Source organism: Kitasatospora sp. NPDC002227 (assembly GCF_040296285.1).
Lineage (GTDB): Bacteria > Actinomycetota > Actinomycetes > Streptomycetales > Streptomycetaceae > Kitasatospora.
On sequence record NZ_JBEOWY010000041.1, the window covers coordinates 58812 to 72279 of the forward strand.

Genomic DNA, 13468 nt, shown 5'->3' on the forward strand with positions numbered 1-13468 from the left:
CCGGCAACTACGCTGTCCGCCGTGACTGAACGGCTGCCGCTCTTCCCGCTGAACACGGTCCTCTACCCGGGGCTCGTGCTGCCCCTGCACGTCTTCGAGGACCGCTACCGGCGGCTGGTCGCCGATCTGCTCGCCCGGCCCGAGGGCGAGCCGCAGCGCTTCGGGGTGCTGGCCATCAAGGACGGGCGGGAGGTGGCGCCCGTCCGCGAGCACGACGGCCCGGCCGGGCCGCTGGACGGCCTGGGCACCATCACCGGCGACCCGCTGGAGGCCCTGCACCACATCGGCTGCATCGCCGACGTGACCTCCGTCCAGGAGCTCCCGGACGGGCAGTACAAGCTGGTCGTCACCGGCACCACCCGCTTCCGGCTCCGCTCGGTCGACACCGGCGGCCCGTACCTGGTCGGCGAGGCCGAGCCGATCGAGGAGCAGCAGGGCGAGGGGGCCGGGGCCCTGGCCCTCGGCGTGGAACGGGCCTTCCGGGCGTATCAGAAGCGCCTGGCGGGGGCCCGCGAGTCCTCCCTGGCCGGTGAGCAGGACCTCCCGGTCGAGCCGGGGGTCCTCTCCTACCTGGTGGCGGCCGCCACCCTGCTCCCCACCCCGGTGAAGCAGCAGCTGCTGGCCTGCCCCGACACCGCCACCCGGCTGACCGCGGAGCTCGACCTGCTCCGCCAGGAGACCGCCATCCTCGGCTGGCTCCCCTCCGTCCCCGCCGGCGACCTCACCCGCCAGCCCTTCAGCCCGAACTAAGGCTCTCTGTGGCGAAGAAGAAGACCGGCGGCACCCCGGCGGTGGTGGCCCTCGAGGCGGCCGGAGTGCCGTTCACCCTGCACTCCTACGACCACGACCCGGCCACCGCCTCCTACGGCGCCGAGGCGGCGCAGGCCCTTGGCATCCCGGCCTCCCAGGTGTTCAAGACCCTGCTCGCCGAGGTCGACGGCCGCCTCACCGTCGGCATCGTGCCGGTCTCCGGCCAGCTCGACCTCAAGGCCCTGGCCACCGCCGTCGGCGGCAAGCGCGCCGCCATGGCCGACCCGGTGCTGGCCGAACGCACCACCGGCTACGTCCGCGGCGGCATCTCCCCCCTCGGCCAGCGCCGCCTCCTCCCCACCGTCCTGGACGCGACCGCCCTCGCCCACCCCGTCATCCACGTCTCCGCCGGCCGCCGCGGCCTCGAGGTCGCGCTGGACCCGGCCGATCTGGTCCGCCTCACCGCAGCGGTGACGGCCCCGATCGGCCGGTAGGAACGCACCCGTTCCGGAATCAGGCCTGAACGGCATTCTGCTTCGGATTGGGACCGAACTCGTTTTCCCCCGGGTGCCCCTCCAGCAGGGTGAAGACGAGGAGGACGAGCCCGCCGACGAACGGCACCACTCCGATCAGCACCCACCAGCCGGAACGCCCGGTGTCGTGCAGGCGGCGGACGACCAGCGCGATCGACGGCACCAGCACCGCCAGCAGGTAGATCAGCGTGAGGACGCCGTTCGTGCTCAGGAGCCGGTCGGCGATCTCCAGGACGATCACGGCGATGATGTTGAAGAGCTGGAACATCCAGTATTCCTTGCGGCGCGCACGGCCGCCGAATCCCGCGTAGTTCTTGAGGACAGCCAGATACCAGTCCACCACTACCCCCGAATCCTTTTTCACTCTCGACGAGTGTTGAAAAGGTAGGAGCGGCCAAAAAGGCGGTCAAGCGGGCGGGAACGAGCTGATACCTGACCGTGACTACCATTCGGCGATTTCAGCCGGTTTGCGACGGTTCGGGCGAAATCCCGGAATTCACTCCCGTCACAGCACCTCGGCTCACAGCACCTCGGCAAGCTCCCGCAGCAGCTTCGCCTTGGCCCGCGCGCCGACCATCGACTTCACCGGCTCCCCGGCCCGGAACACCATCAGGGTCGGCATCGACAGCACACCGTACCTGGCCTGCATCCGGGGATTGGTGTCCACGTCCAGACTGACCACCTTGATCCGGTCCGCCTCCTCGGCCGCCACCTGGGCCAGCACCGGGGCGATCATGCGGCACGGCGGGCACCAGGCGGCGGTGAAGTCCACCAGGACGGGCAGGTCGCAGGCGAGCACCTCGGCGGCGAAGGTCTCGTCGGTCACGGCTGCCAGCTCGGTCACGGTCATGCGGGGTGCTCCTTCGTCGGTGTCTGCTGAGGCGAGAACTCACAGCGCGGGTCGGCCGCTTCGTGGCCCAGCTCGGCCCGGGCCAGCTGCCGCGCGAGCTGCTCGCGCACGGCACCGAGCCGGTCCAGGCAGGCGTCGAGTTCGGCCAGCTTGCGGCGGTAGACCTCCAGCGAGGCGGCGCAGGAGTCCCCGGCGGGGTGCCCGGCCTGGAGGCACTCCACGAACGGCCGGGTGTCCTCCAGCTCGAAGCCGAAGTCCTGCAGCAGCCGGATCTGCCGTACGAGGTGCAGATCCGCCTCCCCGTACGACCGGTAGCCGTTCCCGGCCCGACGCGCACTGAGCAGCCCGCGCGATTCGTAGTACCGCAAGGTGCGCGTGGTCGTCCCGGCCCGCTCGGCCAGCTCCCCGATCCGCATCGTCCCGCTCCGCCTTCCCGTCGCCGTCACAGCGACGGTAGACCTTTCCCCCGACGTCAACGCCAGCGCGCCCCGGCCCGGCCGCCATACTGCTGCCATGCGATCGAGGACCGGCGGCATGTGGTGGGGCACGGCTCTCGAGGCGCCCGGCCCTGGTGCCCTGGCCAGGTTCTACGCCGGGCTGCTCGACTGGCACTTCGGCCACGAGGAGCCGGGCACGACCGTCGTGGCGGCCTCGCCGCAGGGGCCGTTCCTGGTCTTCCAGGAGGCCGCCGGCTACCAGCGGCCGGTCTGGCCGCCCGTCGACGGTGCGCAGCGCCCGATGATGCACCTGGACTTCCAGGTCGGCGACCTCGACCCGGCCGTGGCCGAGGCGCAGGCGCTGGGCGCGACCCTCGCGGAGTACCAGCCGCAGGAGCACGTCCGCGTCCTGTTCGACCCGGCCGGGCACCCCTTCTGCCTGTGCCACGACCCGTCCTGACCCCGCGTCACAGCAGCTGCGCGAACTCCAACGGCTCGTAGCCCGGCGGCGGGTTCAGCCACGCCTCCCGAGGCGGCGCACGACGACACCCAGCAGGCGGTCCCCCGGGCAGTAGCCCCACTGCTTGGAGTCCTCGCTGCGCGGGTTGTCGCCCAGCAGCAGCAGCGAGTCACCGGGCACCTGGGCATCGGCGGGGAGACGGCACAGCTCGGCGAGCGCCGTCGGCACCCGCTGCCCGCCGACCGCCACGGCGCGCTTGACGTACCAGTCCCGGCTGCCGGCCCGGACCCGGCCGTCACCGTGCCTGGCGCCGCTCCAGCCGGTGCGGCGGTCGGGGCGCTCGACGACCACGATCCGGCCGGCTCGCACCCGGGCCGGCTTGCAGCGCCGTACGAGGAGCCGGTCACCGTGCTGGAGAGCCGGCTCCATGCTGATGCCGTCGACGTTCATGACCGCGAACCGGTGGCGCACCATCCAGCGGGCCACCAGCACGGCGGCCGCCAGGGCGACGAGCAGGGCGGCGGTCATCGTGCCCCGCTCAGGCCGGAGGTCTCCCGGTAGCCCGCGGCCTGGAGCTCGAACAGTGCGGCGTACCTGCCCTGAGCGGTCATCAGGGACTCGTGCGTCCCCTCCTCCACGATCCGCCCGTCCGCCAGCACCACGATGGTGTGGGCCTCGCGCACCGCTCCCAGCCGGTGGGAGACCAGGAGGGTGGCCCGGTCACCGCGGTGCCGGACGAGCCGGGTGTGGATGTCGTGCTCGGCCTCGGCGTCCAGGCCCGAGCTCGGCTCGTCGAGGACGAGCAGATCGGCCTGGTCCCGCATGAGCCCTCGGGCGAGGGCCACCCGCTGCCACTGACCACCGGACAGCACCGCACCGGCCTGGGGGTTCTTCCCGTCCCGGGTGTCGGTGAAGATCCGGCTGAGCATCGTGTCGTACCCGCGGGGAAGCCCGCCCAGCACCTCGTCGATGCCGGCGAGTCCGGCGGCCCGGACGATCCGCTCGCGGTCCTGGAGCGCGGGCAGGTCACCCAGCCCCACGTTCTCCGCGGCCGTGAGGTCGTAGGTCATGTAGTCCTGGAAGACCGTGCCGATCCGCCGCCGCAGCTCGGCGGGGTCGACGTCGCGGATGTCGACCCCGTCCCACAGGATCCGGCCCCGGGTCGGGTCGTAGAGCCGGCAGAGCAGCTTGATCAGCGTGCTCTTGCCCGCGCCGTTCAGGCCGACCAGGGCCACCGTCCGGCCGTGCGGGATCGTCAGGTCGAGGCCCTGCAGGATCCAGGGCCGGTCGTCGCCGTACCGGAACCAGACGTCACGGAACTCGATCCCGGTGCGCAGGGGCCCGATCGCCGCCGGCTGCCGCGGCACCGGCAGGTCGGACGGGGCCGTGCACAGCTCGCGGAAGCTGCCGAACAGCGTGAACGCCTCGGTGAGATCACCGATCCGCCCGGCGAAGGAGCCGAGGGAGCTCTGCACCGACCCGATGGCCAGCAGGAACATGGTGACCGTACCGACGGACAGCCACCCGTGGGCCGCCGCGTACACCGCCCAGCTCATCCCCGCGCCCATGACGGCGGTACCGGTCAGGGAGAGCACGGACTCGGTCCGCAGCTCGGCCCGGTCGACGGACCGCTCGCCCCGGTTGATCTCCCGGGTCTCGTCGAGGTACCGCTCGCGCAGGTGGTCGCCCAGGCCGTACAGCCGCACCTCCTTGATGGCCTGGAGCTCCGTCAGCAGGCGGGTGTAGAACATCTGCCGGCGCAGCCGCGGCGAGTTGTGCCACTGCACATCGGTCCGCCGCCGTCCCAGCGCCCGCTTGGAGACCACCGTCGGCACCGCCGACACCAGCACCGCGAGGGCCAGCACGGGATTGACCGCGAGCAGGGTGCCCAGGAAACCCCCGGCGGTGACCAGGGACTGCACGCAGGAGAAGACGGCCGGGACGGACTTCAGCGGCACGATCTGGACCGCCTGCTGAGCCAGCCGCACCTTGTCCAGGTGGGCCGGGGACTCGAACCGGCTCAGCCCGCCGACCCGGTTGACCGCCCGGAAGAGCTCGTCGTACATGGTCATGGCGATGCGTCGCCGGGACTGCGCCTCGGCGTACCGGCCGACCAGGGGCACGACCGCGGCGACCAGCGTCGCCCCGAGCACCAGGGCGACCAGGCCCGGCAGGCGGCCGGGGGCGGACCGGCCGTGCGCGAGCGTGTCGACCACCTCGCCCATGGCCCAGGCGACGGACACCGGGGCGAGACCACCGAGACACATCGTGACGCCGTACCAGGCGACCGGACCCCTGGCGGCCCGCCGGACCAGACCGCACATGGCGGTCAACTCGCCGGCGGTGTCGCGCCAGGAACGGGAACCCGACCGCCGCTGCGCCCTCACGCCCCGACCGGAGCGGGCAGGCGCCCGACCCCGAGCTGTGCGTGGGCCACCCGTCCGTCCACGCCGAGCTCGTAGACCGTCGGGAACGTCCTGGCCTGGAACGCCTTCGAGAACGGGCCGTCCAGCGGCTCGACGATCACGCGCGCCGCGCCGCCGAGCGCCGCGATCAGGTCGCCCGCGTCCTCGGCCGGGCCCTGGACCAGGGCGATGACGTTCCGGTCGTCCCCGTGGGCGGAGGTGGCGTGGGCGACGAACTCGGGCGCCTGGTCACGGCAGGTGTCGCAGGCGGTCGAGAACAGCCCCACCAGGGTCGGCCGGCCGAGCAGGCCGTCCAGGGTGATCTCCTGGCCGTCGGTCGAGGTGGCGGTGAAGGCGGGAATCTCTGCGCCGACCGCCAGCTGAGGTGCCATCGGGAAGCCACTGGGCCCGGCGGCCTCCGGCGTGCCCGCTCTCAGCCGTCGGATGACTCCGAAGGTCAGCAGCAGGTTCGCGGCGCAGGCCACGGCGACCAGGACGACGGCGGCCGTCAGGTAAGGCATGGCACGTACTCCTTCCGGGAGTTCGGACAATTCTTGGGGGGGGTGAACAGGTCTCAGACGGTGAACAGGTCGGCGAGGTCGTCGAGCCGGACGACGAGGAGGGCGGCCAAGGCGCCCGCCGGTACGCCGAGCAGGATCCCCGCCGTCGGCGGCAGCGGCAGGCCCGTCCCGGCCAGGCCGAGCACGGCCGCGATCGCCAGGGCGCCGTCCCGCACCACATGCCTCGGCCCGAGCTGGGCGGTCGACGGCCCGAAGCAGTAGCAGCGCGTCCGGCTCCGGCGGCGCACGAGCCGCCAGGTGGCCACGGCGAAGATCCCGAAGACGAGCCCGGCCAGGGCCAGCGCCACCGGCACGGTCCACGGCAGCACCACCAGCACCGCGGTCGCGGCCTCGGCGCAGACCGTGGCCCGGGCCACGACGGCTGACCAGGATTTCGGCACCAGGCCCAGTGTCCCGACCCAGTCCGTGAAGTGGGCCAGACCGCCGCGCTGCCGCACCTTGCCGGCCACGGCGGCCGCCATCACCAGGAGGACGGCCGCGCGGAGGGCGACCATCGCGGTCTCAGCCACCGGTGCCCCCGGGCTCGGTCGCACCACGGGTCCGTACCCGGCCGTCGACCAGGTGGACGACGTGGTCGCAGCGGGCGGTCAGCACCGGGTCGTGCGTGGCGATGACCAATGTGGTGTCGTAGCGGGCACGCAGGGACAGCAGCAGGTCGACGACCTCCTCGGCGGTGCGCGAGTCGAGGTTGCCGGTGGGTTCGTCGGCGAGGATCACCGACGGCCGGTTGATCAACGCACGGGCGATGGCCACGCGTTGCTGCTGGCCGCCGGACAGCTGGGAGGGCAGGGCCGACTCCCGTCCCGACAGACCGACCTGCTCGAGGAGCTCACGGGCCCGGGCGCCGCGGTCGTAGTCCGTCCGGAGGTTCAGTACCGGCACCAGGACGTTGTCCAGGGCGCTGAGCGTGGGCAGCAGGTGGAAGCGCTGGAACACGAACCCGAGGCTCCCCCGGTAGCCGCTGAGCCGACGGCCGCGCAGTTCGGTGACCCGGGTGCCGTCGACGTCGATCGTCCCGGCGTCGGGCCGGTCCAGCGCACCGATCAGTTGCAGCAGGGTCGACTTGCCCGACCCTGAGGGGCCGGTGAGCGCGGTGATGCTCCCACGGGTGATGTCCAGGTCTATCCGGTCGGCGGCGGGCACACCGCCGACCGCCTCGCCGGTGCGGTAGGTCTTGCACAGGCCGCGAACGGCGATCAGCGGCTCCTGCGGTGCGGGGCTCTGCTCGGTCGGGTCCGTCTTGTCGGTCATGGTCTGGTTCATTCCTCTGCCAGGCTGCGGGCGGTGTGCAGGCGAGTGAGGGTCAGGGCGGGCGCCACGCCGGCCAGCACGGCCAGTGCGGTGCCCACGACGACCGCGGCCGAGATGACCGTGAGGGCGGTCCGGTCGACCGCACCGGCGAACAGCGCCGTACCGGCGTACGCCAGTGCGCCACCGGCCAGGGAGCCGGCCAGGCCGAGCCCGGCGCTCTCCCAGGCGATCAGGCGGCAGATCTGGCCGCTGGTCCAGCCCGTGGCCTGGAGCAGGGCCAACTGGGCCGTCCGCTCCTTGATGTTGGTGTACGAGAGGTCGGCCACGGCCAGCAGCGCGAGCACCAGCATCAGCGCGGTCGACGCCCCGTCGACGCCCCGTACGGCAACCGACACCGCCTGGCCGAGCATGTTCCCCACCAGCACGCCGTGGAAGGCGACGGTCACGGTGAGCACCAGCGCGGTGGCACAGACCCCCATGGCCAGGGTGGCCGCGCCCAGCGCGGTGCGCCCGGGGACCAGCAGGAGGTTGCGCCAGGCCATCCGGGCAAGGCCCGGGCGTCCGCTCCGGACCGGTCGGCGGCGCTGGCGGACAGCCGTGCGCAGCGCCTCCATGGGGGCGACCCGGGTGGCCGACCAGGCCGGCACCAGGCCGGCGAGCACCGCGAGCAGCGCGGCGGCTGGCACCGCGAGCACCACGTCGGCCAATCCGATCCGGACTCCGGTCACCCAGGCGACCGGCCAGGCCAGGAGCGCGCCCACCACCCCGGCCGCGGCTCCGATCGACGCCAGTTCCGCCTGGACCAAGGAGAAGATCCGCGGCCGGGTCCACCCCACGGCCGCGAGGATCGCCAGCTCACCGCGCCGCGCCCGCACCGAGGCAGCCGCGGCATTGGCCACGAACCCCGCGCACACCGCGAGGACCAGGCCGAACAGCACCAGGCTCTTGCGGTCGATCGCCGCCAGGATCACCGCCGCGACTCCCTTGTGGGTCCACGCCTCCGCGAGCGTCAACGGCGGGCGCCCGTGCGAGCCTGCGGGCAGCTGGACCGTCACCGGCGCGGCGGACGAGCCGACCACCACGTCGACGTCGAGACCGGTCCGGTCGACGACCTCCTGGGCGACCTGCCGCACCCGCTCCCGGGACAGCGCGTCCACCCCCGTCACCCCCGCGACCCGTACCCGCACCAGGCTCAGCGGCGCCGACCCGTCGGCGCCCTGGTACACCTCGGGATCCCCGAACTCCGGCAGCGCCGCGAGCGTGGTGAACATCATCGGGGGCTGCTGGGCGTATCCGGCCGGGTCGCCGTCGGGCTGGAGCGACTGTCCGCGCAGCAGCCGCGAGGACTGCGGGTCGGCCGGGGTCAGCCGGCTGGACGAGAAGACGTCCAGACTTCCCTGGACGGCGTCCTGATGACCGGTCAGGCGGCTCGGGTCGTAGCTTCCCACGCTCCGCAGCGAAGGTGCGATCCGCGAGTCCTCCGACCCTCGGGACTGACTGACGTTCGAGCCCAAGTACGGTGTCAGGCCGCGGAACTGGCCATCGGCGGCGGCCGCCGGAACGGTCACGGTGCCCCTGGTGAACGCGGACCGCCACACGTCGGGCGGGTTGGTCACGGACTCCGGCGTCAGCGCCTGGCCGCCACCGGCACCCGCACCGGCACCGGCACGGGCACCGGCCGTGTAGGACACCGGAGCGGCCTTCCAGTAGCTGGTCGCCGGTATCCCCTGGGTCAGCTGGGTGAGCAGGCCCTGGTAGGCGGTGTTGGCCGTGACCTCACCGCTGCCCGTGGTGCTGCCGCTGATCCGGGCGAGGCCCGCCGTCAGCGCCTGGTAGTCACCACCCGCCTGGACCACGGCGGCGGAAGCGGCGGGCGGCAGCTCCTGGACACTCCAGGAGGCGCTGCCGTCCACCGGGGTGGAGGACGCGGCGACCACCGGCACGGAGTCGGAGCCGCCCGGGTTGCTGACAATCCCGTCCGAGGCGGTCAGCGCCCGGCCCGTGGCCACGGCGCCGCCGAGCCCGCTGAGCTTCTGTTCGGCCGCCGGATCGATGGCGGCCAGGACGATCGGGAACGGCCAGGAGAGCGTGAAGGTGACAGTGCCGTCGGCCGCCGTCCGGTACACGGCCTGCGCCGAGGGCGCGGTGGAGACGCACTGCACCTCGCCACCGGGGGTGAGCCGCTTGTCCGAGGCCTGGGGCTGCGGGCACACGGTGACCACCGAGCCGTCGGGCATGGCCTGAGTGGTCGGGAGCCCGCCCTTCGCATCGGGCGTGTGAGCGAGCTCCAGTGCCTGCGGGGTGAGGTAGACGTACGCGTCGGTCGCCTGAAGGTGCGACAGGCCGCGGTCCCATCCCCAGTTCACGCGCACGCGCCAGACCTGCGGTCCGCCGCCGGACGGCTTGCCGAGGGGGACCGAGATGCGAGCCTCGGGCATGACGTAGCCGATCATCGCGATCGGAGCGGCCACCTCCACCCCCGGCAGCCCCTGAACGGCGCGGTACTGGTCGAGGGTGATGCCCCCGTGCACGTCCGACAGGAATCCGGCCCGGACCAGCGACTGCGACCGCTCCAGCTCCGTGGTCGAGCCTTTCGGGCGGATCAGCAGGTCGTACTGCGTACGGTAATGCGCGGACACCGTCCCGGTCACCGTCAGCCGCGACGTCTGCGAGGTGGCCGTGAGCACGGCAAATCCCGTCACCGCCACCAGGATTCCGACGAACAAGGCCACGCTGCGTCCGAACCGGTGGCGCAACTGCGACCACACCACACGCCGCATAGAAGAATCCGCTCCCCTGGGTCATCGGTACAGAATCGGAGCCACCGGGATCGGTGGCTCCGAATTCCGTCGCTGAAAATCAGCAGTAATGGCCGGCCGAACGGCACGTGGCAGTGCCGTCACACTCGTACCAGCAGTTCAGCAAGAGGTAGCCGCCGTTCCGGTAGTCACACTCGTTCCACGGGCTCGGATTCACGCAGGCCGACGCGGTTGCCGTCGGGACCATTCGCGCCAGAGCACGGTCGGCGAGTGAGGCAAGGAATCTGCTCATGAGGTCACCAATCATCGGAAGTGACACACGGACCATCAGGAGGCGCACTTCGGAGCACCCCCCGGCGACAGCCGAGAACCATAGCGCCGGAGGGTCGGCCGCCGCAATGAATCTTTGTACACAGCACCTGACGTGCCACATATTCGCTATGTCCACGAAGGTATCATGGCAATTGGTGCTCTTACGTCAGGTATGGCGCTCTTGCACCCAGATGTCCGATTGGCGCGGCGGCCAGGGAGCCCGGGCTGCGCAGCCACACGGCTGCACGGCCGCACGGCCGCCGGAGCGGATCGGGGCCACTGGAGCCAGCACCCCGATCCGCATCACCGGAAATCAGCAGGTGCCGACAACATTGCAGGTGACAGCACCGGTGCACTCGTGCCAGCAGTTGAGCCGGTAAGGCCCCTGGCCATTGATGTAGTCGCACTCGGTCCACGGGTTCGGCGGCACACAAGCCGAAGCGGTGGCCGTCGGAACTATCCGCGCGAGGGCGCGGTCGGCGAGAGAAGCAAAGAATCCGCTCATTGTGGTCCCCAATCATCGGAGTGACATACAGGCCACCAGGCGGCCGAACTCCAGATCGCCCCCCGGTGACAACTGAGGACCCTAGCGGCACTGGATCAGCCGCCGCAATAAGAAACTATGTACACAGTTCCTTCTGTCCGATTTCTTCGCTATGTTCACGAACAAGCCGTCGGCAGTTGGAAGCCTTTCACCCGCTATGGCATGGTTCTGCCCCGATGTCCGGTTGGACCTCATCCAGCCGGGGTGGCCGTCCAGCTGGCGAGCAGGCGGAGGGCGTCCGCCGTGGGCGAGCCCGGTTCGACGTTGTAGACGCACAGGGTCTGCCCCTGGTCCCCCGGCGGCTGGAAGGACTCGTAGGCGAAGTGCAGTTCGCCGACCTCGGGGTGGAGGTAGGACTTGCTGCCGTGGGTGCGGCGCAGCACCTTGTGGTCGCTCCACCAGGTGGTGAACTCCGGGCAGCGCAGTGTGAGTTCGCCGACCAGCTCGGCGAGCCGGCGGTCGTTCGGGTAGCGGCCGGCCTCCAGGCGCAGGATCGCGACCGTCTCGGCGGCGATCCGCTCCCAGTCGCCGACCTTGTCCCGGGCCGTCGGGTCGAGCAGGTAGTAGCGGGCCAGGTTGCGCTGGGTGGCGGGCAGCGCGTCGAAGTCGGTGAGCACCTCGCGGGCCAGCCGGTTGGCGGCCAGCACGTCGGTGCGGCGACCGAGCACGAAGGCGGGCACGTGCTCCAGCGTCTGCAGCATCAGGTGCAGCCCGGGCCGCACTCGCTGCGGAGCCGCGCTGACCTGTCGGCCCGGGCGCCCCAGCAAGTCCTCCAGGTGCTCGCGTTCGACCGCGTCGAGCCGCAGCGCACCGGCCAGCGCCGCCACCACCTCCGGCGAAGGCCGCCCGGACCGCCCCTGCTCCAGCCGGGTGTAGTACTCCGTGCTCACCCCGGCCAGCCGCGCCACCTCGTCCCGCCGCAGGCCCGGCACCCGCCGCGCCCGGCCACCGGCCGGCAGACCCACCTGCTCGGGAGTGATCCGGGCCCGGCGGGAGCGCAGGAAGTCGGCGAGCTCGCTGTTACCGTCCATGGCCCCATTGTGGATCAGTACTTCAGGGCTGCGGCGGCCCGAAGGTGGCCCTGCCAGTACCAGTCACGAGCGGGCCGGCTACGCCGCTTCCGGCGCCTTCCCCCGGTGGTGTGATGGATCTGCGGCCGACGGAGCTTCGGCCCAACTCCCCCTCACCAGAAGGTGCATCCCATGTCCGTGCACACCCCTGCCCACCCCCTCGCCGGCCGCGTCGCGGTCGTCACCGGCGCCTCCAGCGGCATCGGCGAGGCCACCGCCGAGAAGCTCGCCTCCCTCGGCGCCGCCGTCGCCCTCCTCGCCCGCCGCGCCGACCGGCTGGACGACCTCACCGCCCGCATCCGCAAGGACGGCGGCACCGCCCTGCCCATCGCGGTGGACGTCACCGACGCCACCGCCGTCCAGGCCGCCGCCGACCGCATCCAGGCCGAACTCGGCACCACAGGCCTGCTGTTCAACAACGCGGGCGTCATGCTCCCGGCCCCGATCGAGGAGCTGGCCACCGAGCAGTGGCAGCGGCAGATCGATCTCAACATCACCGGCCTGATGAACGTGATCGGCGCCTTCACCCCGCAGCTGGTCGCCGCCGCGGCCTCGCGCGGCGTCGCCGACCTGGTCAACACCTCCTCCATCGCGGCGCAGAACATCTTCCCCAACTTCGCCGTCTACTCCGCCACCAAGGCCTACGTCACCCACCTCTCCCGCCACCTGCGCACCGAACTCGGCCCCAAGCAGGTCCGCGTCTCGGCCGTCGAACCCGGCATCGTCGGCACCGAACTCCAGAGCCACGTCACCGACCACGGCGTCCAGCAGTGGCTCGCCGACTCCAAGCAGTCCATGGACTGGCTCACCCCCCAGGACATCGCCGACACCATCGCCTTCCTGGCCACCCTCCCGCCCCGCGCCAACCTCCAGCAGATCACCATCATGCCCACCGCCCAGCCCAGTTGATCCCGACCGGTAGCCTGGGCCGATGGCCTCACTGACCAGTCACATCAACGTATGGGAGACCTGTCTCCAACTCCTCGCCCGCCGGGGCTACCACCTGGAGGCAGAACTCCCGGACGAGGACTCCCCGACCGTCTGGCTGGCCGGCAAGAACGGCTTCACCTTCTCCGCCGAGACCCCCATCGCCCTCCTGGGCCTGGCCACGGTCTACGAGGACATCCACCCCGAGACCGACCACCCCTACTGGTGGTCGGCCAACACCTCCCGCACGGAACCTCTCCTGTACGACACCCTCCTCGAAGCGGCCGTCACCGGCCAGGAGGAACGCCCGGCCAATCAGTAGTCGGCGAGCCCCTCCGCTGGGCCGCGTTCCCCGCCGCAGCAGGTGGCCGATGCAGGGTCCGGGCATTCGGCGTGCGGCTCGGGAGCTGCGCCTTCACGGCGTCATGTCTGCCCCCCGTACCGTCAGAGCGCGCGCAGCAGCCAGGTCAGCCCCAGTTCCCGGGCGGTCAGCTCGGGTCTGTACGGTGACCGGTGTATCTCCCGATCAAGGAAGAGCACCTGATGAGCGACGTGATCGCCTCGGTTGAGGCGGTTGAAGAGGTCCGGC

General features: G+C 71.8%; 15 protein-coding genes. 5 read left to right on the plus strand and 10 right to left on the minus strand.

What is annotated here, in order from left to right:
• The first annotated feature begins 21 nt into the window (after nucleotides 1-21).
• The gene (locus tag ABT095_RS28650; protein WP_350532429.1) at nucleotides 22-750 is read left to right on the plus strand and encodes an LON peptidase substrate-binding domain-containing protein; all 729 of its coding nucleotides are present in this window, start codon (nucleotides 22-24) and stop codon (nucleotides 748-750) included.
• 8 nt (nucleotides 751-758) lie between these two features.
• On the plus strand, nucleotides 759-1244 hold the full coding sequence (gene ybaK, locus ABT095_RS28655; RefSeq protein ID WP_350532430.1) for a Cys-tRNA(Pro) deacylase: 486 nt from the start codon (nucleotides 759-761) through the stop codon (nucleotides 1242-1244).
• Between the two features lie 19 nt (nucleotides 1245-1263).
• Here the strand turns inward: ybaK and ABT095_RS28660 are convergent, their stop codons facing one another.
• The 3 genes from ABT095_RS28660 to ABT095_RS28670 form a co-directional block, all read right to left on the minus strand.
• Nucleotides 1264-1623 (minus strand): DUF805 domain-containing protein, encoded by a 360-nt coding sequence (locus ABT095_RS28660; RefSeq protein ID WP_350532431.1) that lies wholly within the window; start codon nucleotides 1621-1623, stop codon nucleotides 1264-1266.
• Nucleotides 1624-1803: 180 nt separating this feature from the next.
• Nucleotides 1804-2133, minus strand: coding sequence for a thioredoxin (gene trxA, locus ABT095_RS28665; RefSeq protein WP_350532432.1), 330 nt, complete (start codon nucleotides 2131-2133; stop codon nucleotides 1804-1806).
• Nucleotides 2130-2549: a MerR family transcriptional regulator gene (locus tag ABT095_RS28670; RefSeq protein ID WP_350532433.1), complete on the minus strand. Its 420-nt coding sequence runs from the start codon at nucleotides 2547-2549 to the stop codon at nucleotides 2130-2132. Before ABT095_RS28670 ends, trxA begins: the two co-directional genes overlap by 4 nt.
• A 97-nt stretch (nucleotides 2550-2646) precedes the next feature.
• On the opposite strand from ABT095_RS28670, the gene ABT095_RS28675 reads away from it, so the two are divergent.
• Entirely contained in the window at nucleotides 2647-3030 is a 384-nt protein-coding gene (locus tag ABT095_RS28675; RefSeq protein ID WP_350532434.1) for a VOC family protein, read from the plus strand.
• Between the two features lie 54 nt (nucleotides 3031-3084).
• Here the strand turns inward: ABT095_RS28675 and ABT095_RS28680 are convergent, their stop codons facing one another.
• The 7 genes from ABT095_RS28680 to ABT095_RS28710 form a co-directional block, all read right to left on the minus strand.
• Nucleotides 3085-3558 carry a S26 family signal peptidase gene (locus tag ABT095_RS28680; RefSeq protein WP_350532435.1) on the minus strand — a complete coding sequence of 158 codons (474 nt, stop codon included), beginning with the start codon at nucleotides 3556-3558 and terminating at the stop codon, nucleotides 3085-3087.
• The gene (locus tag ABT095_RS28685) at nucleotides 3555-5297 is read right to left on the minus strand and encodes an ABC transporter ATP-binding protein (RefSeq protein ID WP_350532436.1); all 1743 of its coding nucleotides are present in this window, start codon (nucleotides 5295-5297) and stop codon (nucleotides 3555-3557) included. Before ABT095_RS28685 ends, ABT095_RS28680 begins: the two co-directional genes overlap by 4 nt.
• A 116-nt stretch (nucleotides 5298-5413) precedes the next feature.
• On the minus strand, nucleotides 5414-5956 hold the full coding sequence (locus ABT095_RS28690) for a TlpA family protein disulfide reductase (protein ID WP_350532437.1): 543 nt from the start codon (nucleotides 5954-5956) through the stop codon (nucleotides 5414-5416).
• A gap of 53 nt (nucleotides 5957-6009) precedes the next feature.
• Nucleotides 6010-6525 carry a MauE/DoxX family redox-associated membrane protein gene (locus ABT095_RS28695; protein WP_350532438.1) on the minus strand — a complete coding sequence of 172 codons (516 nt, stop codon included), beginning with the start codon at nucleotides 6523-6525 and terminating at the stop codon, nucleotides 6010-6012.
• On the minus strand, nucleotides 6518-7267 hold the full coding sequence (locus ABT095_RS28700; protein ID WP_350532439.1) for an ABC transporter ATP-binding protein: 750 nt from the start codon (nucleotides 7265-7267) through the stop codon (nucleotides 6518-6520). Before ABT095_RS28700 ends, ABT095_RS28695 begins: the two co-directional genes overlap by 8 nt.
• An 8-nt stretch (nucleotides 7268-7275) precedes the next feature.
• The gene (locus tag ABT095_RS28705; RefSeq protein WP_350532440.1) at nucleotides 7276-9969 is read right to left on the minus strand and encodes an FtsX-like permease family protein; all 2694 of its coding nucleotides are present in this window, start codon (nucleotides 9967-9969) and stop codon (nucleotides 7276-7278) included.
• A gap of 1104 nt (nucleotides 9970-11073) precedes the next feature.
• Nucleotides 11074-11913, minus strand: coding sequence for a helix-turn-helix transcriptional regulator (locus tag ABT095_RS28710; RefSeq protein ID WP_350532441.1), 840 nt, complete (start codon nucleotides 11911-11913; stop codon nucleotides 11074-11076).
• Nucleotides 11914-12084: 171 nt separating this feature from the next.
• Here ABT095_RS28710 and ABT095_RS28715 point away from each other — a divergent pair, with 171 nt between their 5' ends.
• Nucleotides 12085-12861, plus strand: a complete 777-nt coding sequence (locus ABT095_RS28715; protein WP_350532442.1) for an SDR family oxidoreductase — start codon at nucleotides 12085-12087, stop codon at nucleotides 12859-12861.
• Between the two features lie 22 nt (nucleotides 12862-12883).
• Complete coding sequence (locus ABT095_RS28720; RefSeq protein ID WP_350532443.1) at nucleotides 12884-13201, plus strand: hypothetical protein; 318 nt, start codon at nucleotides 12884-12886, stop codon at nucleotides 13199-13201.
• The last annotated feature ends 267 nt before the right edge of the window (nucleotides 13202-13468 follow it).

What these genes read in the sequence shown, in the direction of transcription:
- trxA (WP_350532432.1), bottom strand. Translation starts at nt 2,133, where the DNA reads ATGACCGTGACCGAGCTGGCAGCCGTGACCGACGAGACCTTCGCCGCC.
- ABT095_RS28670 (WP_350532433.1), bottom strand. Translation starts at nt 2,549, where the DNA reads ATGCGGATCGGGGAGCTGGCCGAGCGGGCCGGGACGACCACGCGCACC.
- ABT095_RS28675 (WP_350532434.1), top strand. Translation starts at nt 2,647, where the DNA reads ATGCGATCGAGGACCGGCGGCATGTGGTGGGGCACGGCTCTCGAGGCG.
- ABT095_RS28680 (WP_350532435.1), bottom strand. Translation starts at nt 3,558, where the DNA reads ATGACCGCCGCCCTGCTCGTCGCCCTGGCGGCCGCCGTGCTGGTGGCC.
- ABT095_RS28685 (WP_350532436.1), bottom strand. Translation starts at nt 5,297, where the DNA reads ATGTGTCTCGGTGGTCTCGCCCCGGTGTCCGTCGCCTGGGCCATGGGC.
- ABT095_RS28690 (WP_350532437.1), bottom strand. Translation starts at nt 5,956, where the DNA reads ATGCCTTACCTGACGGCCGCCGTCGTCCTGGTCGCCGTGGCCTGCGCC.
- ABT095_RS28700 (WP_350532439.1), bottom strand. Translation starts at nt 7,267, where the DNA reads ATGACCGACAAGACGGACCCGACCGAGCAGAGCCCCGCACCGCAGGAG.
- ABT095_RS28710 (WP_350532441.1), bottom strand. Translation starts at nt 11,913, where the DNA reads ATGGACGGTAACAGCGAGCTCGCCGACTTCCTGCGCTCCCGCCGGGCC.
- ABT095_RS28715 (WP_350532442.1), top strand. Translation starts at nt 12,085, where the DNA reads ATGTCCGTGCACACCCCTGCCCACCCCCTCGCCGGCCGCGTCGCGGTC.
- ABT095_RS28720 (WP_350532443.1), top strand. Translation starts at nt 12,884, where the DNA reads ATGGCCTCACTGACCAGTCACATCAACGTATGGGAGACCTGTCTCCAA.